This is a genomic window from Oerskovia sp. NPDC057915, from assembly GCF_042887685.1.
Classification (GTDB): domain Bacteria; phylum Actinomycetota; class Actinomycetes; order Actinomycetales; family Cellulomonadaceae; genus Oerskovia.
Window position 1 is genome coordinate 1 of record NZ_JBHVOS010000023.1, and the last position, 16,646, is coordinate 16,646.

15 protein-coding genes and 1 tRNA gene are annotated in these 16,646 nt (G+C 74.0%); 13 read left to right on the forward strand and 3 right to left on the reverse strand.

Translation table 11 applies throughout. The annotated features are described in order from the left end of the window. The first annotated feature begins 206 nt into the window (after window positions 1-206). Window positions 207-279 (forward strand) — tRNA-Thr (locus ACFVQ3_RS15090). 132 nt (window positions 280-411) lie between these two features. Here the strand turns inward: ACFVQ3_RS15090 and ACFVQ3_RS15095 are convergent. Both ACFVQ3_RS15095 and ACFVQ3_RS15100 read right to left on the reverse strand, forming a co-directional pair. Then, on the reverse strand, window positions 412-1,233 hold the full coding sequence (locus ACFVQ3_RS15095) for an SGNH/GDSL hydrolase family protein (protein ID WP_387640595.1): 822 nt from the start codon (window positions 1,231-1,233) through the stop codon (window positions 412-414). 193 nt (window positions 1,234-1,426) lie between these two features. Continuing rightward, on the reverse strand, window positions 1,427-2,233 hold the full coding sequence (locus tag ACFVQ3_RS15100; protein WP_387640598.1) for a uracil-DNA glycosylase: 807 nt from the start codon (window positions 2,231-2,233) through the stop codon (window positions 1,427-1,429). A gap of 117 nt (window positions 2,234-2,350) precedes the next feature. Between ACFVQ3_RS15100 and ACFVQ3_RS15105 the strand changes: the two genes are divergently transcribed. The 4 genes from ACFVQ3_RS15105 to ACFVQ3_RS15120 all read left to right on the forward strand — a co-directional run bounded on the left by ACFVQ3_RS15105 (window position 2,351) and on the right by ACFVQ3_RS15120 (window position 5,185). Then, on the forward strand, window positions 2,351-2,671 hold the full coding sequence (locus tag ACFVQ3_RS15105; RefSeq protein ID WP_387640601.1) for a DUF3263 domain-containing protein: 321 nt from the start codon (window positions 2,351-2,353) through the stop codon (window positions 2,669-2,671). A 31-nt stretch (window positions 2,672-2,702) separates the two neighbouring features. Beyond that, window positions 2,703-3,353 (forward strand): LytR C-terminal domain-containing protein, encoded by a 651-nt coding sequence (locus tag ACFVQ3_RS15110; protein WP_387640604.1) that lies wholly within the window; start codon window positions 2,703-2,705, stop codon window positions 3,351-3,353. A gap of 132 nt (window positions 3,354-3,485) precedes the next feature. Beyond that, on the forward strand, window positions 3,486-3,689 hold the full coding sequence (locus ACFVQ3_RS15115) for a cold-shock protein (protein ID WP_193718575.1): 204 nt from the start codon (window positions 3,486-3,488) through the stop codon (window positions 3,687-3,689). Between the two features lie 5 nt (window positions 3,690-3,694). Then, window positions 3,695-5,185: a phytoene desaturase family protein gene (locus tag ACFVQ3_RS15120; protein WP_387640607.1), complete on the forward strand. Its 1,491-nt coding sequence runs from the start codon at window positions 3,695-3,697 to the stop codon at window positions 5,183-5,185. Between the two features lie 118 nt (window positions 5,186-5,303). Here ACFVQ3_RS15120 and ACFVQ3_RS15125 read toward each other — a convergent pair whose 3' ends face one another. Then, on the reverse strand, window positions 5,304-6,758 hold the full coding sequence (locus ACFVQ3_RS15125) for a glycoside hydrolase family 15 (protein ID WP_387640610.1): 1,455 nt from the start codon (window positions 6,756-6,758) through the stop codon (window positions 5,304-5,306). A 236-nt stretch (window positions 6,759-6,994) separates the two neighbouring features. Here ACFVQ3_RS15125 and groL point away from each other — a divergent pair, with 236 nt between their 5' ends. The 8 genes from groL (at window position 6,995) to ACFVQ3_RS15165 (ending at window position 16,605) form a co-directional block, all read left to right on the forward strand. Continuing rightward, entirely contained in the window at window positions 6,995-8,629 is a 1,635-nt protein-coding gene (groL, locus tag ACFVQ3_RS15130) for a chaperonin GroEL (RefSeq protein ID WP_387640613.1), read from the forward strand. Between the two features lie 668 nt (window positions 8,630-9,297). Continuing rightward, the gene (locus ACFVQ3_RS15135) at window positions 9,298-9,957 is read left to right on the forward strand and encodes an isochorismatase family protein (RefSeq protein ID WP_387640616.1); all 660 of its coding nucleotides are present in this window, start codon (window positions 9,298-9,300) and stop codon (window positions 9,955-9,957) included. Beyond that, window positions 9,954-10,745, forward strand: coding sequence for a 2,3-dihydro-2,3-dihydroxybenzoate dehydrogenase (locus tag ACFVQ3_RS15140; protein ID WP_387640619.1), 792 nt, complete (start codon window positions 9,954-9,956; stop codon window positions 10,743-10,745). The genes ACFVQ3_RS15135 and ACFVQ3_RS15140 overlap by 4 nt, the downstream gene beginning before the upstream one ends. 101 nt (window positions 10,746-10,846) lie before the next feature. Then, complete coding sequence (locus tag ACFVQ3_RS15145) at window positions 10,847-12,289, forward strand: isochorismate synthase (protein ID WP_387640622.1); 1,443 nt, start codon at window positions 10,847-10,849, stop codon at window positions 12,287-12,289. Beyond that, window positions 12,286-14,019: a (2,3-dihydroxybenzoyl)adenylate synthase gene (locus tag ACFVQ3_RS15150; protein ID WP_387640625.1), complete on the forward strand. Its 1,734-nt coding sequence runs from the start codon at window positions 12,286-12,288 to the stop codon at window positions 14,017-14,019. Before ACFVQ3_RS15145 ends, ACFVQ3_RS15150 begins: the two co-directional genes overlap by 4 nt. Beyond that, window positions 14,016-15,530, forward strand: coding sequence for a lysine N(6)-hydroxylase/L-ornithine N(5)-oxygenase family protein (locus tag ACFVQ3_RS15155; protein ID WP_387640628.1), 1,515 nt, complete (start codon window positions 14,016-14,018; stop codon window positions 15,528-15,530). The genes ACFVQ3_RS15150 and ACFVQ3_RS15155 overlap by 4 nt, the downstream gene beginning before the upstream one ends. Then, window positions 15,527-16,360, forward strand: a complete 834-nt coding sequence (locus tag ACFVQ3_RS15160) for an ABC transporter ATP-binding protein (RefSeq protein ID WP_387640632.1) — start codon at window positions 15,527-15,529, stop codon at window positions 16,358-16,360. The genes ACFVQ3_RS15155 and ACFVQ3_RS15160 overlap by 4 nt, the downstream gene beginning before the upstream one ends. Next, entirely contained in the window at window positions 16,357-16,605 is a 249-nt protein-coding gene (locus ACFVQ3_RS15165) for a phosphopantetheine-binding protein (protein ID WP_387640635.1), read from the forward strand. Before ACFVQ3_RS15160 ends, ACFVQ3_RS15165 begins: the two co-directional genes overlap by 4 nt. Window positions 16,606-16,646: the final 41 nt, after the last annotated feature.

Sequence of the window (16,646 nt, forward strand, 5' to 3'; positions counted from 1 at the left end):
GTTCAACGAGGCGATGTTCGCCAACCAGCCCGAGGAGAACACGGCAGGCCTGACCGACGCGCAGATCGCGGAGATCGCCAAGACCGCGGGCGTCCGTCCTCGTCCAGGACGGACGCCGACCGCCCGCTCGCCCCGCGTCCACCGCACGCCCGGCACCCGGTAGGCTGTTCGCGCACCTCACGGTGCCGCTGCCCTCCGGGTGGCGTGCCGCCTTAGCTCAGCTGGTAGAGCACTCGCCTTGTAAGCGAAAGGTCGTCGGTTCGAACCCGACAGGCGGCTCCGGTCCCACGACGAAGGCCGGCGTCCCGCAGCACGGGCTGCGGGACGCCGGCCTTTGCAGTCCTCGGACGCCGGCCTTCGTCGTCGCCGGACGTCGGCTGCCCGAGCCCGAGGGCGCGAGCGCCGGTCCCTCTACTGCGACTGCACGGGCGTCAGCACGGGAGCCTTGGGTTCGCGCAGGTCGCCCGAGGACTGGCCCCGGAGGCGCCGCGTCGCCCACGGGTACACGTGCACGCGCACCCACTCGGCGTTCTGCCGCGCACGGTCGAGGAGCGGGACGGGCGGAAGGGGCGACAACGGGTCGTCCCAGGCGACGTCGTCGGGCGCCTGGCCGAGGCCCACGAGCGCGGCCTGCGCCACGCGCCGGTGCCCGTCGGGCGTGAGGTGGATGCGGTCCTCGGACCACATGCGCCAGTCGTGGAGGGACGCCATGCCCCACAGGTCCAGGACGTGCGCGCCGTGGCGGCGCGCGATCGACCAGATGTGCGCGTTGAACACGCCCACCCGGCCGCGCGTGAGGCCCACGAGGGGGGACCCCGACGTGTCGAAGCCCGTGCCCAGGAGGACGTCGATGCCCTCGGCACGCAGGCGCCCGACCGCGTGGTCCAGGTTGCGGGCGAGGCGGTCGATGTCGGCCGCGGGGCGCAGGATGTCGTTCCCGCCGCCGACGAGGCTCACCAGGTCGGGCTTGAGCGCGAGCGCGGCCGGGACCTGCTCCGAGAGGATCGAGCGCAGGAGCCGGCCGCGGATCGCGAGGTTGGCGTACTCGAGCGGGGCCTGGCCTGCGGCGCTGCGTCGCGTCGACAGGTGCCCTGCGAGGAGGTCGGCCCAGCCGCGCTGGCGGTCCGGGTCGTTCGGGTAGGGGTCCCAGAGTCCTTCCGTGAACGAGTCGCCGATCGCGACGTAGCTGGCCCAGCGGGGCGCGTGCTCTCTGTTCGGGTGCGAGGTGGTCACCGGTCCATTGTGTGACACGGGGCGCGCTGCGCCCCGGGAGATTCCTGCCCGACGTCGGAGCGCGGCCCGGGCGGGCCGGTGCGGACCCGTGGTGCGCGGCCCGTGCCGCCGAGTGTGCAGTTCGGGTCGTCTGCCGCGCCCGCTGGACGACCCGAACTGCACACTCGACGGTGACGGCCCACGGCAGCCCGCGTCAGGCTGTCGGCAGCGTCCAGTCGACCGGAGCCGACCCCTGGGCCACGAGCAGCTCGTTGACGCGCGAGAAGGGACGCGACCCGAAGAAGCCGCGGCGAGCCGACAGCGGGCTGGGGTGCGCGCTCTCGACGATCGGGGTGTCGCCCAGGAGGGGCTTGAGCGTCGCGGCGTCGCGCCCCCAGAGGATCGCGACGAGCGGCCGGTCGCGGGCCACGAGGGCGCGGATCGCGGCTTCGGTGATCGCCTCCCAGCCCTTGCGGCGGTGCGAGCCGGTGTCGCCCGCGCCGACCGTCAGGACCCTGTTGAGCAGCATGACGCCCTGGTCGCTCCACGCGGACAGGTCGCCGTGCACGGGCGTGGGGGTGCCGAGGTCGGTCGCCATCTCGGCGTAGATGTTCTGCAGCGAGCGCGGGACGGGTCGCACGTGCGGCTGGACGGAGAACGACAGTCCCATGGCGTGCCCGGGCGTGGGGTAGGGGTCCTGGCCGACGATCAGGACGCGCACGTCGGCCAGCGGACGCTGGAAGGCGCGCAGGATGTCCGACGGCGCAGGCAGGTACGGGCGTCCGGCCGCGGCCTCGGCGCGCAGGAAGTCGCCGACGGCCCGGAGCTGGGGCTCGACCGGGGCCAGCGCCCGGGCCCAGTCGGGGGCCATGATCTCGGCGAGCGGGCGGTGCGCGCCCTCGGCCGTGCCGTGGGTCGCGGCGGCCGTGCCGGGCGCTGCGGCCGGGGCGGTGGGGCCGGGGGTGGCGGGCGGGGCCTGCTCGAGGGACCCCGAGGTCGGTGGCGTCGCGAAGGTGTTCACGCGGCGAGGGTACGCGAGCGGGTGAATGACATGGTTGTGGTTCGCGCGTAGGCTGGTGCGGTCCAGGTGCCCGCCCCTCCGGAGCGGGTCGCGTCCCGACGAGTGAGGATCTTGCCCATGAGCGAAGCGTTCGCCGCGACCGAGCACCTCGTCGCGCCCGCCGAGCCGGACGACGCACCTGCCACGGACTCGGGCCTCTCGGCCCGTGACCAGGAGATCCTGGCCTTCGAGCGGCAGTGGTGGAAGTACGCCGGGGCCAAGGAGCAGGCGGTCCGTGAGCTCTTCGACATGACCGCGACGCGCTACTACCAGGCGCTCAACACGCTGATCGACTCTCCGGCGGCCCTTGCGCACGACCCCATGCTCGTCAAGCGCCTGCGACGGATGCGGTCCACCCGGCAGCGTGCCCGGTCGGCACGTCGCCTCGGCGACATTTAGTCGCTGGGCCAAGTCGGGCTAACCTGTCGCCGTGAGCAAGAGCGATTACCCCTACGCGCCTGACGAGTTCGACGTCCCCGCGCCCGAGGGCGCACCCGTGGGGGTCTATCGCGCTCCGCGCAGCGGCTGGAGCAAGACCTGGCCCTTCCTGCTCGTCGCGGTGATCTTCGCGGGTCTCGCGGTCGGAGGGGTCGCTGCGATCTCCGGCGGGCTCGGCCAGAAGCCCGCGACGGAGGCCGACAAGCCCGCGGCGGAGCAACCGGCCGACGGTGCGGCTGCGGAGGAGCCCGCGGCCCCCGAGGAACCGGTGACCCCGGAAGAGCCTGCGGCTCCGGAGGAGCCCGTGACCCCGGAGGAGCCCGCGACGGACATCACGGCCCTGCTCGCCGCCGCGGACAAGGGCGCGTACATCCGTGTCCTGAACGATGGCGGGCCCGCCGGCGAGGCGCGGACCGGCAAGGACGCGCTGGACGCCAAGGGGTTCACCAAGACCAAGGCCGAGGACTATCCCGGCGACTCCGGGCTCACGGCGACCACTGTCTGGTACACCGAGAACCGCAAGGAGACGGCGACCGCCGTCGCGGCGATCCTCGGCGTCCCGGCCGAGCAGGTGACGCAGGCGCAGGTGCGCGAGGGCGATGTCGTCGTGGTCGTCAAGTCGGCGCTCGCGCCCGCTTCCTGATCGCCCGCTCCCTCCGCACACGCTCCCTTCCCGTGCTTTCCTCGTGTGACCTCTGCCACTAGGCTCGACCCCACCACGGGGCGTCCGATGCTCCGCTGCTCGCACCCGGTTCGTACGCACGAGGAGACGTCGATGGCACAGGGCACCGTCAAGTGGTTCAACGCCGAGAAGGGCTTCGGGTTCATCACCCCTGCCGCCGGCGGGCCGGACCTCTTCGTCCACTACAGCTCGATCCAGAGCGACGGCTACCGCTCGCTCGACGAGGGGCAGCAGGTCGAGTACGAGCAGGGGCAGGGTCAGAAGGGCCCCCAGGCCGAGCAGGTGCGCGCGCTCTGAGTGCCGTGACCCCCGCCCGGCACCTGGCCGAGGTGGACGTCGTCGTCGTCGGGTCGGGGCCCAACGGGCTCGCGGCGGCCGTGACGTGCGCCAGGGCCGGGTTGTCCGTGCGCGTCCTGGAGGCGCAGCCCACGGTCGGCGGGGGGGCTCGCACGCTGGACCTGGGGCTGGCCGAGGGCATGGTCCACGACATCTGCTCGGCCGTGCACCCCATGGCGTGGGCGTCGCCGTTCTTCCAGGCGTTCGACCTGCCGTCGCGCGGGGTCGAGCTGCTCGTCCCGGAGGTCTCGTACGCCCAGCCGCTGCCGGGCGGTCGCGCGGGGATCGCCTACCGCGACCTCGACCGGACGGTCGACGGCCTGGGGCCCGACGGCGCCGCGTGGCGCTCGCTCGTCGGCTCGCTGTCCCGGCAGCCAGGGCACGCGGTCGCCACCGCGCTCGGTGACAAGCGCAGCGTCCCGGCGGGCCTCCTGCCGCGAGGGATCCCGACCGCCGCGCGTTTCGGCCTCGGCGTCCTCGAGCAGGGCACGGGCCTGTGGGACCGGCGCTTCGTGGGGGACGTCGCACCGGCGCTCCTCACGGGCGTCGCTGCGCACGGGATCGCCCCGATGCCGTCGCTCGCCTCGGCCGGGGTGGCGCTGCTCCTCGGGTCGCTCGCGCACTCCGAGGGCGGCTGGCCGATCCCGCGCGGTGGGTCGGGAGCGATCGTGACGGCACTCGTCGCGGACCTCGAGGCGCACGGGGGCGAGGTCGTGACCGACCACCCCGTCCGCTCGGAGTCGGACCTGCCTCCGGCGCGAGCGATCATCTTCGACACGACCCCGCGCACGGTCGTGGAGGTCTTCGGGTCCCGCCTGACCGGCCGGGCCGCCCGAGCGCTCACCGCGTTCCCCTACGGCAACGCGGCGGCCAAGGTCGACTTCGTCCTGCGCGGTCCCGTGCCCTGGCAGCACGCCGACGTCGGGAGGGCGGGGACCGTCCACGTGGGTGGCACGCGTGCCGAGATGGCCGCAGCCGAGGCCGCGGTCGCGGCCGGCACGCACGCCGAGCGTCCGATGGTTCTCGTGAGCGACCCGACGGTCGTCGACCCGTCGCGCAGGGTGGGGGACCTGCGACCCCTGTGGACGTACGCGCACGTCCCCGCAGGCTCCACGCTCGACGTCACCGAAGCCGTCACGGCGCAGATCGAGCGCTTCGCGCCCGGCTTCCGCGACGTCGTCGTGACCTCCCGCTGCGTCCCTGCCGCGCGGATGAGCGAGCACAACGCCAACTACGTGGGTGGGGACATCGCCGCGGGGGCGGTCAGCCTCTGGCGGGTGATCGCCCGCCCGACGGCGCGCCTCGACCCGTACGCGACCGGGCTCGACGGCGTCTACCTCTGCTCGGCCTCCACACCTCCCGGACCCGGGGTCCACGGGCTCGGGGGTTGGTACGCGGCGCGACGCGTCCTGCACCGGGAGTTCGACGTGCCGCACCCGCCACGACTGGCGCCCTGACGCTGGGAGCGGGAACGGGCCGGGAACCTGAACGGCCCGGGCCCACGGGGCGGGCCGGATCGCCCGTGAGGGCCCGGAGGAACTCGGGACTCCGGCGCCGGACGCGGCCGCGCAGCCCTCAGGGGAGCGCGGCGCCCGCCGCACGCTGGTCCTCGAGCTCGACCAGCGTGAGCACCACGAGCGCCGAGCTCCACGTGAGCGGGGCGACCGCCGCGGGGGAGCCGTCCGCGAGGACCTTCTCCGGGATCGCACCCGAGGCCGTCCGATGGGTGTCGAGCCAGTCGAGCCAGCTCTCCGCGGCCTCGACCTCGCCGGTCGAGGCGCCGGCCAGCGCGAAGAGGGCGGTCTGAGGCGTCCACGAGATGCCGTCGGCGCGCCAGCCTGCTCCCGGCGCCACCCCGCCCGCGGGTCGGAGCATCGACATGACCGACGACCGCCACGCGTCCTGCGCACCGGCCAGAGCAGAGGGCTGGAAGGGCGGCAGCGCGAACGTCGTCGCCGCGTCCTGAGGACCGCCGGACGCGTGCCGCGGGTAGCCCTGCGGGCCGAAGCGCTCCTCGACCGCCGTCCGCAGGCTCGTTGCAGCACGAGCGGCGTCGGCCGCCGGCGCCCACTGCTCGCCGTCGGCGTAGATCGAGCGGGCCGCCTCGAGGCCCGCGAGCAGGGGGGCCGCGGTGCCGAGCGTGAGCTCGGTCGGGTGGACCTCCCAGTAGTCGCTCGACGGCGGGGGCAGCGAGGTGTCCTCGTCGAGGATGCTCAGGACGTAGCCGGTCGACGCGTCGACGAGCGGCGCGAGCCGCTCGCGTGCCGCCGCACGGTCCTGGGGGTCCGTGATCTCGTCGAGCACCGTCCAGGCCGACCACAGGGCCCACCCGTTGCCGTCGGACTGGCTGCCGCGGTCGTCGGGCACCCCCGAGGCGTCGGGCCGGTAGCGCGCCTGGAACGACCCGTCGGGCTCCTGGACCGACCGGAGGAAGTCCAGCACTCGCAGGGCGTCGTTCACATGCCCGGTCCGCGCGTAGGCCGCGGCCGTGAAGGACGCGTCCCGCGGCCACACGAAACGCCACTTCGGGGACGGTGCGGCGAGCGAGGCGCCGTTCTCGAGCGTCAGGGCGTGCAGGTCGAGCAGGGCGTCCTGGCCGAGCCCGGCGAACCGGGTGCCGTCGCCCGGGACGTCGCCCTCGGCGAGCCAGGCCCGGGAGGCGTCGGCGGCCCGCTCTGCGGCCTCCGCGTCCAGGAGGCGGCCTGGCGCGAGGGGCGAGCCGGCGATCACCGTCAGACGGTCGACCTCGCCGTCTGCCGCGTCGAGGCCGTCGGCAAGCAGCGAGGGGTCCACGGCGGCCGGGTCCAGCACGCGGCTGCCGTCGAGGTAGGTGGCCGCCATGCCGTCAGGGAGGCGGAGGAGGGAGTCGTCCCCGGCGGTCGCGACCCCGTCCTGGTAGAGGTCGACGTGCACGTCGGTCGGCAGCGGGGCCGGAGTGGCGCCCGCGGTCACGAGCACCACGACGGGGGCGATCGCTGCTCCGAGCACCGCCAGTCGCCACCGCGTCGTCGCGAACCTCACAGTGCGCATCCTAGGACGAGCCGGACGCCCGCCGTTCCGCTGGGGGCGATAGCGGGCTCCCGGTCTTGCACTCGCACCGGCCGAGTGCCAATAATGGCGTTAGCACTCTCGTCATGAGAGTGACAGTTTTCTCTGGTCGTCAGGTGAGGCCCGCGAGTCGGCGTGACATGAACGTCGGCGTGCGCGAGCCGTCCGTCGCGGGCGCCGACCGACCGTCACACGCCACCAGCGGAGGATCAATCCCCATGGCAAAGATCATCGCCTTCAACGAGGAGGCTCGTCGCGGGATGGAGCGCGGGCTCAACGTCCTCGCCGACACCGTGAAGGTCACGCTCGGCCCCAAGGGCCGCAACGTCGTCCTCGACAAGAAGTGGGGCGCGCCCACCATCACCAACGATGGTGTGAGCATCGCCAAGGAGATCGAGCTCGACGACCCGTACGAGAAGATCGGTGCGGAGCTCGTCAAGGAGGTCGCCAAGAAGACCGACGACGTCGCGGGTGACGGCACCACCACCGCGACCGTGCTCGCCCAGGCGCTCGTGCGCGAGGGCCTGCGCAACGTCGCGGCCGGCTCGAACCCGATCGCCCTCAAGCGCGGCATCGAGAAGGCTGTCGAGGCCGTGACGGCCCAGCTGCTCGTCGCCGCCAAGGACATCGAGACCAAGGAAGAGATCGCCGCCACGGCCGCGATCTCGGCCGGTGACCCCGCGATCGGCGAGCTCATCGCCGAGGCCCTCGACAAGGTGGGCAAGGAAGGCGTCATCACCGTCGAGGAGTCGAACACGTTCGGCCTCGAGCTCGAGCTCACCGAGGGCATGCGCTTCGACAAGGGCTTCCTCGCCCGCTACTTCGAGACCGACCCCGAGCGTCAGGAAGCGGTCCTCGAGGACCCGTACGTCCTGATCGTCGAGTCGAAGATCTCGAACGTCAAGGACCTGCTGCCGCTGCTCGACCAGGTCATGAAGGCCGGCCGCAGCCTCCTCATCATCGCCGAGGACGTCGAGGGCGAGGCCCTGGCCACCCTCGTGCTGAACAAGATCCGTGGCACGTTCAAGTCCGTCGCCGTCAAGGCTCCGGGCTTCGGCGACCGCCGCAAGGCCATGCTGCAGGACATCGCGATCCTCACCGGTGGCCAGGTCATCTCCGAGACGGTCGGCCTCAAGCTGGAGACCGCGACCCTCGACCTGCTCGGCCAGGCTCGCAAGGTCGTCGTCACCAAGGACGAGACCACGATCGTCGAGGGTGCCGGCGACGCCGACCTCATCGCGGGTCGCGTGAACCAGATCCGTTCCGAGATCGAGAAGTCGGACTCCGACTACGACCGCGAGAAGCTCCAGGAGCGCCTCGCCAAGCTCGCCGGTGGTGTCGCTGTCATCAAGGCCGGCGCCGCGACCGAGGTGGAGCTCAAGGAGCGCAAGCACCGCATCGAGGACGCCGTCCGCAACGCGAAGGCTGCCGTCGAGGAGGGCATCGTCGCCGGTGGTGGCGTGGCCCTCATCCAGGCCGGTGCCGTCGCGTTCGAGACCGCCGCGATCACCGACCTGGTCGGCGACGAGGCGACCGGTGCGCAGATCGTGCGTGCCGCGATCGACGCCCCGCTCAAGCAGATCGCGATCAACGCCGGTCTCGAGGGTGGCGTCGTGGCCGAGAAGGTCCGCAACCTCCCCTCGGGCCACGGCCTGAACGCCGCGACCGGCGTCTACGAGGACCTGCTCGCCGCAGGCGTCAACGACCCGGTCAAGGTCACGCGCTCCGCGCTGCAGAACGCCGCGTCCATCGCCGCGCTGTTCCTGACGACCGAGGCGGTCGTCGCGGACAAGCCGGAGAAGAACCCGGCCATGCCGGGTGGCGACGGTGGCATGGGCGGCATGGACTTCTGATCCGTCCGCTCGTGCGGCCGGGTTCCTAGGGACCCGCGCAGCTCGACACGAAGGGCCGTCCGGCCAGGGAGACCTGGCCGGACGGCCCTTCGCCGTTCCCGGGGCGACGGGCTGGATCGCCGAGGGCGACGGTCTGGGCTGCCGATGGCGACGGGGGGGGGCGCCGATGGTGACGTCCATGACCCGCGAGGGTGACGGGCTGGATCGCCGAGGGCGACGCCCACGACCCGCGAGGGTGACGGTCTGGACTGCCGAGGGCGACGAACTGACGGTCGAGGGAACACGGTCGTGACGCAGCGCGCCCTCCTGCGCTGGCAGCCGCAGCTGGGGGAGATGTGACACCCCGCTGGTTCGTCACCCTCAGCGGACCGACACGTCACCGTCGGCGGACCCGCGCGTCACCCTCGGCGGGCAGGGGCGTCACCGTCGGCAGGTAGGCACGTCACCCTCGGCGGGCAGGGGCGTCACCGTCGGCAAGTAGGCACGTCGCCGTCGGCGGGCACGAGCGTCGCCCTCGGCGATCGAGATGGCAGATTGTCGGTATCTGTCCGTTCCGTGGACGGCTCTTCCCAGGCGGGTGAAGTCTGTGCTTAGGTCTACCTCAGTGAGGGAAGGTTTACCTAACTCATTCAACTAACCTGCTCGATACACCTGGCTCTGGGGGGACCATGGGACTGCCGACGATCGCCGCCTACGACGGCCCGGCACCGCACGAGTACCCGAGCAACCGTGTGACGTGGCAGGTCGACCCTGCCCGCGCGGTGCTCCTCGTGCACGACATGCAGCAGTACTTCGTGAACGCGTTCGACCCGGCGTCGCCCGCCCTGCGGGACGCCGTCCGCAACATCTCGCGGCTCGCCGCGACGGCGCGCGAGCTGGGCGTCCCGGTCGTCCTGACCGCCCAGCCGCCCGCACAGCGCCCCGCCGACCGTGGCCTGCTCACCGACTTCTGGGGTCCGGGCATCCCGGACGACGGCTCGGACGTCGTGATCGACGAGCTCGCACCGCAGCCGGGGGACACCGTGCTGACCAAGTGGCGCTACGACGCGTTCGTGCGCACCGGGCTGCGCGACCTCCTGCGCGAGCAGGGGCGCGACCAGCTCGTCGTGACGGGCGTCTACGCGCACATCGGCTGCCTCGTCACGGCGTGCGACGCCTTCATGCACGACGTCCAGCCGTTCCTGGTCGGTGACGCCGTCGCGGACTTCTCGCTCGCCCACCACCGCCAGGCCCTCGCCTGGGCGGCGGACCGGTGCGCCGTCGTCGGGACGACGGACGACGTGCTGACCCACCTCGGGGCGCGCGTCCCCGCGGTGGCGGGGGCATGAGCACGCGCGTCGCTCTCGTGACCGGTGCCGCAGGGGGCATCGGGGCCGCGGTCGTGGACGCACTGGCTGCGCAGGGCTACGTGGTCGTCGCGGGAGACCTCGACGGCACGGTCCCGACGGCGCCGCTCGGGCAGGCAGCGGCCGGTCAGGTCGTCCCGGTGCGCCTCGACGTGACCGACGAGCAGGACGTCGTCCGCCTGGTCCCCTGGATCGAGGCCGAGATCGGCCCGCTCGAGGTCCTCGTGAACGCTGCGGGCGTCCTGCGTGCCGGTGTCGTGACCGAGTCCTCGCTCACGGACTGGCAGCGCATGCTCGCGGTCAACGCGACGGGCGTCTACCTGGTCTCGCGCGAGGTCGCGCGATGTCTGTCCTCCCGTCGGCGGGGCGCGATCGTCACGGTCGCGTCGAACGCCGCGGGGGTCCCGCGCGTCGGAATGGCGGCGTACGCGGCGTCGAAGGCCGCGGCGTCGAGCCTGACCCGGTCGCTCGGTCTCGAGCTCGCGCCCTACGGGGTGCGCTGCAACGTGGTCTCACCGGGCTCGACCCGCACGCCCATGCTCGCGGCGCTCGCCGGGTCGCCAGGGCTGGACGACGTCCGGGTCCTCGACGACCCGGCCGAGGCCCGGGTCGTGGCCGGGGTGCCGGAGGACTTCCGGCTCGGGATCCCGCTGGGGCGGCTCGCCGAGGTGCGGGACGTGGCCGACGCGGTCGCCTTCCTGGCCTCCGACGCGGCCCGGCACATCACGGTGCACGAGCTCGTGGTCGACGGCGGCGCCACGCTCCGCTGACCGGCCCACCCACCCCCCGGACATCAGCACGACCTCTCGCACGTCCTCCTGCGGACGACGCGCAGGCTCACGAACCCCATCGACATCGACGAGGACGCCTCATGAACGGCTTCACCGTGCTCGACGACCCGGCTGGCACCGCGGTCGCGCTCGACCCGGCGCACGCGCGCCGCCATCCCCGGGTCGCTGCTCCCACCGGAGCGCCCGACGACGACGCCCCCCTCGGGCATGCCGAGTTCCGTCTCGCGTCGCCCGACGTGGGCCTCGTCGCGCACGGCGTGCGCGAGCGCCTCGACGTGCCGTCGTGGGACGGCCCGACGGTCGCTGCCGCGGCGCGCGACCTGCTCGGCCGAGCAGCCTCCGCGCGCTGGGCCGGGGAGCCCGCTCCCATCCTCGTGGGCACCATCCCGTTCGACTCCGCGCGTCCCGCGCACCTCGTCGTCCCGGCGCACCAGTCGTGGCGGCCCGTCGGCGCGGGGCACGGTGACCAGACCGGCCAGACCGGCCAGACCGGACAGACCGGCCAGACCGGCCAGACCGGACAGACCGGCCAGGCCGACCAGGCCGACCAGACCGCCCCGGCCGACCAGACGGACCAGACCGACCGGGGCGAGCCCGGCGCGTCCGGCGCCGGCTCCCCGGCGAGGGTCGACGGCGCGCCTGCAGCAGGACCGGTCCGCTCCGCACCGACGGACCCTGCCGGTCCCACCACCCTGCCCGGACGCGACGACGTGGTCTTCCGCGCCGCCGTCGGGCGGGCCGTGTCCCAGCTCGAGGACGGCGTGGCCGAGAAGGTCGTCCTGGCGCGCACCCTCGACGTGTCCGCGCCCGCCCCGCTCGACCGGGGCGCCGTGCGCGCGGCCATGCGGCGCGCGAACCCCGACGCCTACGTGTTCGACGTCGAGCTGCCCGGCGACCAGGGGCACCTGGTCGGGGCGAGCCCCGAGCTCCTGGTCTCGGTGCGCGACGGCGTGCTGCACAGCCACCCGCTCGCGGGGTCTGCGCCGCGATCGACCGACCCGGCGGAGGACCGCGCGACCGCGCAGCGGCTCCTGACGTCCGAGAAGGACCTGCGTGAGCACGCGTTCGTGACCGACGCGATCCGCGAGGTGCTGCGCGCGTACGTCGCCCACGAGGACGACCTGGACGTGCCGGCGACCCCCGAGCTCGTCGCGACGTCGCACCTGTGGCACCTCGGCACGCCCATCACGGCGCGTCTGAAGCCGGGCGTCTCGGTGCTCGACGTCGTCTACTCGCTGCACCCCACGCCCGCGGTCTGCGGGCACCCGCAGGCTGCGGCGCGCGAGCTCATCGGCTCTCTCGAGCCGTTCGACCGCGGCTTCTACACGGGACTGGTCGGCTGGGCGGACCAGGCCGGGAACGGCGAGTGGGCGATCGTGCTGCGCTGCGGGGTGGTGCGCGGCGCGGACGTGCGTCTGTTCGCGGGGGCGGGCGTCGTCGTCGGGTCCACGCCCGAGGGCGAGCACGCCGAGACCGCCGTGAAGTTCGCGACGCTGCTGTCCGCGCTGGGGAGCGTGTCGTGACGGCCGCCCCCCGGGTGCGTCCGGCGCCCCACCTGCTCGACGGCGTCGTGCCCGTCCCCGCCGAGGCCGCGGACCGCTACCGCGCGGCCGGGTTCTGGACAGACCAGACGCTCGGGTCGCTCGTGCGTGACGCCGCGGCCGCCCGGCCTGACGCGACCGCGCTCGTCGACGCGGCCCGCACCCTGACCTACGCGGACCTGGACCGCGCGGCCGACGACCTCGCGCACGGCTTCGCGGCGCTCGGGCTGCGCCGGGGCGACCGCGTCGTCGTGCAGCTCCCGAGCGCGAGCGAGCTGGTCGAGGTGCTGGTCGCGCTCGGCCGGTCCGGGATCGTGCCGGTCCTCGCGCTGCCCGCGCACCGGCGGACCGAGGTCGAGCACTTCGCGGCGCACACGGCCGCCGTGGCGCTCGTGGCCGGCGGCGTCGAGGCAGGCTTCGACCACGCGGCCCTCGCCCGCGAGGTCGCCGGGACCGTGTCCACGGTGCGGCACGTCGTGGTCGTGGGTGCTCCCCCCGCCGGTGCCGACGAGCACGCGGACGTGCGCAGCCCGTTCACCGCGCACGTCCTCGACGACCTGCGCCGAGCAGACCTGACCGAGCTCCGTGGCCCCTTCGACGACGCCGCGCACCCGGCCGACGTCGTGCTCCTGCAGCTCTCGGGCGGGACCACGGGCACGCCCAAGCTCATCCCGCGCACGCACGCCGACTACCTGTACTCGGTGCGCGAGAGCGCGCGGATCTGCGGCCTCGGACCGGGCTCGGTGTACCTCGCGACGCTGCCCGTCGCGCACAACTACGCCCTGACGTCCCCCGGTGTGCTGGGGGTCCTGCACGCGGGCGGGACCGTCGTCCTGTCAGCGCACGGCGCCCCGGACACGGCGTTCGCGCTCGTCGAGCGGCACCGCGTCACGCACGTGGCCCTCGTCCCGCCGCTCGCGCACGTCTGGGCGGCGTCGCCGCTCGTGGCCGCGCACGACCTCTCCTCGCTCGAGGTCCTCCAGGTCGGGGGAGCCAAGCTGGGGACGAGCGCGGCCGAGCGCCTGCTCGAGGTGTTCGGCGACACGCTCCAGCAGGTCTTCGGCATGGCCGAGGGGCTCGTCTGCTACACCCGGGCGGGCGACCCGCGCGAGGTCGTGGTCGGGACCCAGGGGCGGCCGATCTCGCCCGCCGACGAGGTCCTCGTCGTGGACGACGACGACCGCCCGGTCGCCGACGGGGAGCCCGGGCACCTGCTGGCTCGCGGCCCCTACACGATCCGCGGCTACTACCGGGCGCCCGAGCACGACGCCAGGTCCTTCACGGCCGACGGCTTCTACCGCACGGGCGACCTCGTGGTGCGCGACGCCGCGGGGTACCTCACGGTCGTCGGGCGCACCAAGGAGCAGATCAACCGCGGGGGAGAGAAGGTCGCCCCCGCCGAGGTCGAGAACCACCTGCGCGCCCACCCCGACGTGCTCGACGCGAGCGTCGTCGGCGAGCCGGACGAGTACCTGGGCGAGCGCGCGGTCGCGCGCGTCGTCGCCCGGTCGGGTGCGGAGGCACCGACCGGTCCCGTGCTGCGCCGGTTCCTGCGCGAGCGCGGCATCGCGACCTACAAGATCCCCGACCGCTTCGAGACCGTCGAGGCGCTCGCCACCACCGCGGTCGGCAAGGTCGACCGCAACCACCCGGTCCCCGCGCCTGCGGACGCCGGCACCGAACCCAGCACCCAGCCGTGGAGCACGCGATGAGCAACCCGTCCCGCACGCAGGACCCCCGCCGCACGGCGCACGACGTGGACGTCGACGTCCTGGGCCTCGGCTTCGGGCCGTCGAACATGGCGCTCGCGATCGCGGTCGAGGAGCACAACGCGAGCGCCCGGGAGCCGCTGCGCGCGGTCTTCCACGAGCGGCAGGCGACCTCCCGCTGGCACCACGGCATGCTGTTCGAGGACGCGCACATGCAGGTCGCGTTCGCCAAGGACCTCGTGACGCTGCGCAACCCCACGAGCGACTACTCGTTCCTCGCGTTCCTGCACGAGCAGGGGCGCCTGGTCGACTTCCTCAACCGGGGCAGCTTCGCGCCGTTGCGCGTCGAGTTCGCGGCCTACCTGCGCTGGGCCGCGGCCCGGCTCGCGGGGTTCACGCGCTACGGGTCGTCGGTCGAGTCGGTGACGCCCGTGCGCGACGGCGGCAGGGTCGTCGCGTTCGACGTCTCGGTCACGGGCGAGGACGGGACGAGCACGACCAGGGCCCGCGACGTCGTCGTCGCCGGGGGGCTGCAGCCGCGGCTCCCGGCGGGTGTCGTCGAGTCCGGTCGGGTCTGGCACAACCAGCGCTACCTCGACCGGATCGCGCTCGTCGACCACGACGTGCGCCGCGCCGTGGTCGTGGGCGCGGGGCAGAGCGCGGCCGAGATCATGATCGACCTCTACGACCGGTTCCCCGGTGCGGAGGTGCACTCGGTGTCGCGCCGCTACGGCTTCTCGCCCTCGGACTCGACGCCCTACGCCAACTCGGTGTTCGACCCGGGCGCGGTCGACGTCTTCTACGACGCCCCGCCCGCCGGGCGCGCGCAGCTCATGGCGCACCACCGCAACACCAACTACTCGGTCGTCGCCGAGGACACCATCCGCACCTTGCACGAGCGGGAGTACCGCGACCGGTGGCTCGGGCGCGGACGCCTCCACTGGCACCGGTGCACCGAGGTGCTCGACGTGCACGACACGACGGGGGAGGGCGACCTCACGGGTGAGGCCGGGGCGCCGACGACGCGGCGCACCACGGGAGGTCCCGTCGCCCTGACCCTCGGCGCGAACCTCACGGGCACGACGGCCGTCCTGGACGCCGACCTCGTCGTCCTCGCGACGGGCTACCGGCCGCTCGACCCGACGACGCTGCTCGGCGGCACGACCGACCTGCTCGGGCGCGACGCCGACGGCGCCCTCGACCTGCACCGCGACCACCGCGCCCGCCTCACCGAGCCCGCGGACGCCGGGCTCTACCTCGTGGGCCAGTCCGAGCACTCGCACGGGCTCAGCTCGACGCTGCTCTCCACGCTCGGGGTCCGGGCCGGGGAGGTGCTCGCGTCGGTCCTGGCCCGCCGTGCCGACGCCGCCGCGCCCGCCGTGCAGGCGGGTCACGCCCCGGGCGAGACGGACGGAGAGACGTGCGCGACGCCGTCGGGCGGTGGCGACGTGCGTCCCGACAGCCCTACCCTGCCCGGCAGCACCGTCCTCCCGGACCCGCTGGCCGTCCGATGAGCCTCGCGACGACCGACCTGCGCGTCGGCTACGGCAAGCGCGACGTCCTCCAGGGCGTCGACCTCGAGATCCTCCAGGGCGAGCTCACGGTCATCGTCGGGCCCAACGGCTGCGGCAAGTCGACCCTGCTGCTGTCCCTCGCGCGCATCCTGCGGCCCACCGCGGGGACGGTCGAGCTCGACGGGCAGGTCGTCACGTCGATGCCCCCGCGCGAGGTCGCCAGGCGGCTCGCGTTCCTGCCGCAGGCTCCCGTCGGGCCCGACGGGATCCGGGTGCGTGACCTCGTGGCCCGTGGCCGCCACCCGCACCAGGGCTTCCTGCGTGCGCTGTCGGCCGAGGACCACCGGGTGATCGACGAGGTGCTGCTCGCGACCGACACGCTCGACCTGTCGACCCGGCGCGTGAGCGAGCTGTCGGGCGGGCAGCGCCAGCGCGTGTGGATCGCCATGGCTCTCGCGCAGGAGACGTCGCTGCTGCTGCTCGACGAGCCCACGACGTTCCTCGACATCGCGCACCAGATCGACGTCCTCGACACGTGCGCGCGCCTGCACGACGAGGGCCGCACGGTCGTCGCGGTCCTGCACGACCTCAACCTCGCCGTCCGGTACGCGACCCAGCTCGTCCTCATGAAGGACGGGGCGGTCGTCGCCCAGGGGCGCCCCGAGGAGGTCCTGGACGCCGACGTCGTCCGGCAGGTGTTCGGGATCCGCGCCCATGTCGTGACCGACCCCGAGGGCTGGCCGCTCGTGGTCCCCGTCCGCTCCGACGTCCTGGCCAGGCGTTCGCCCGCACGCACCCGTGCGGCCCGTGCCACCGGAGGACCCGCATGACCACGACCGCAGCCCCCACGCGCGCGCAGGCGCTCGCCGACCTCGTCGACGTCCTCGGCCCGGGCGGGTCGGCCGCGCACGAGATCGGGCTCGACGACGACCTGACCGACCACGGCCTCGACTCGGTGCGGCTCATGGCCCTGCTCGAGCGCTGGCGCGCCGCAGGCTGGCCGGTCGAGTTCGCCCAGGTCGCGGTCGAGCCGACGCTGCGCGGCTGCCTGCGCGCGCTGGGCGTCGCGACCTGACGCAGGCCGGGCACGCCGCCCGAGCAGCGCCGCACCGGCCG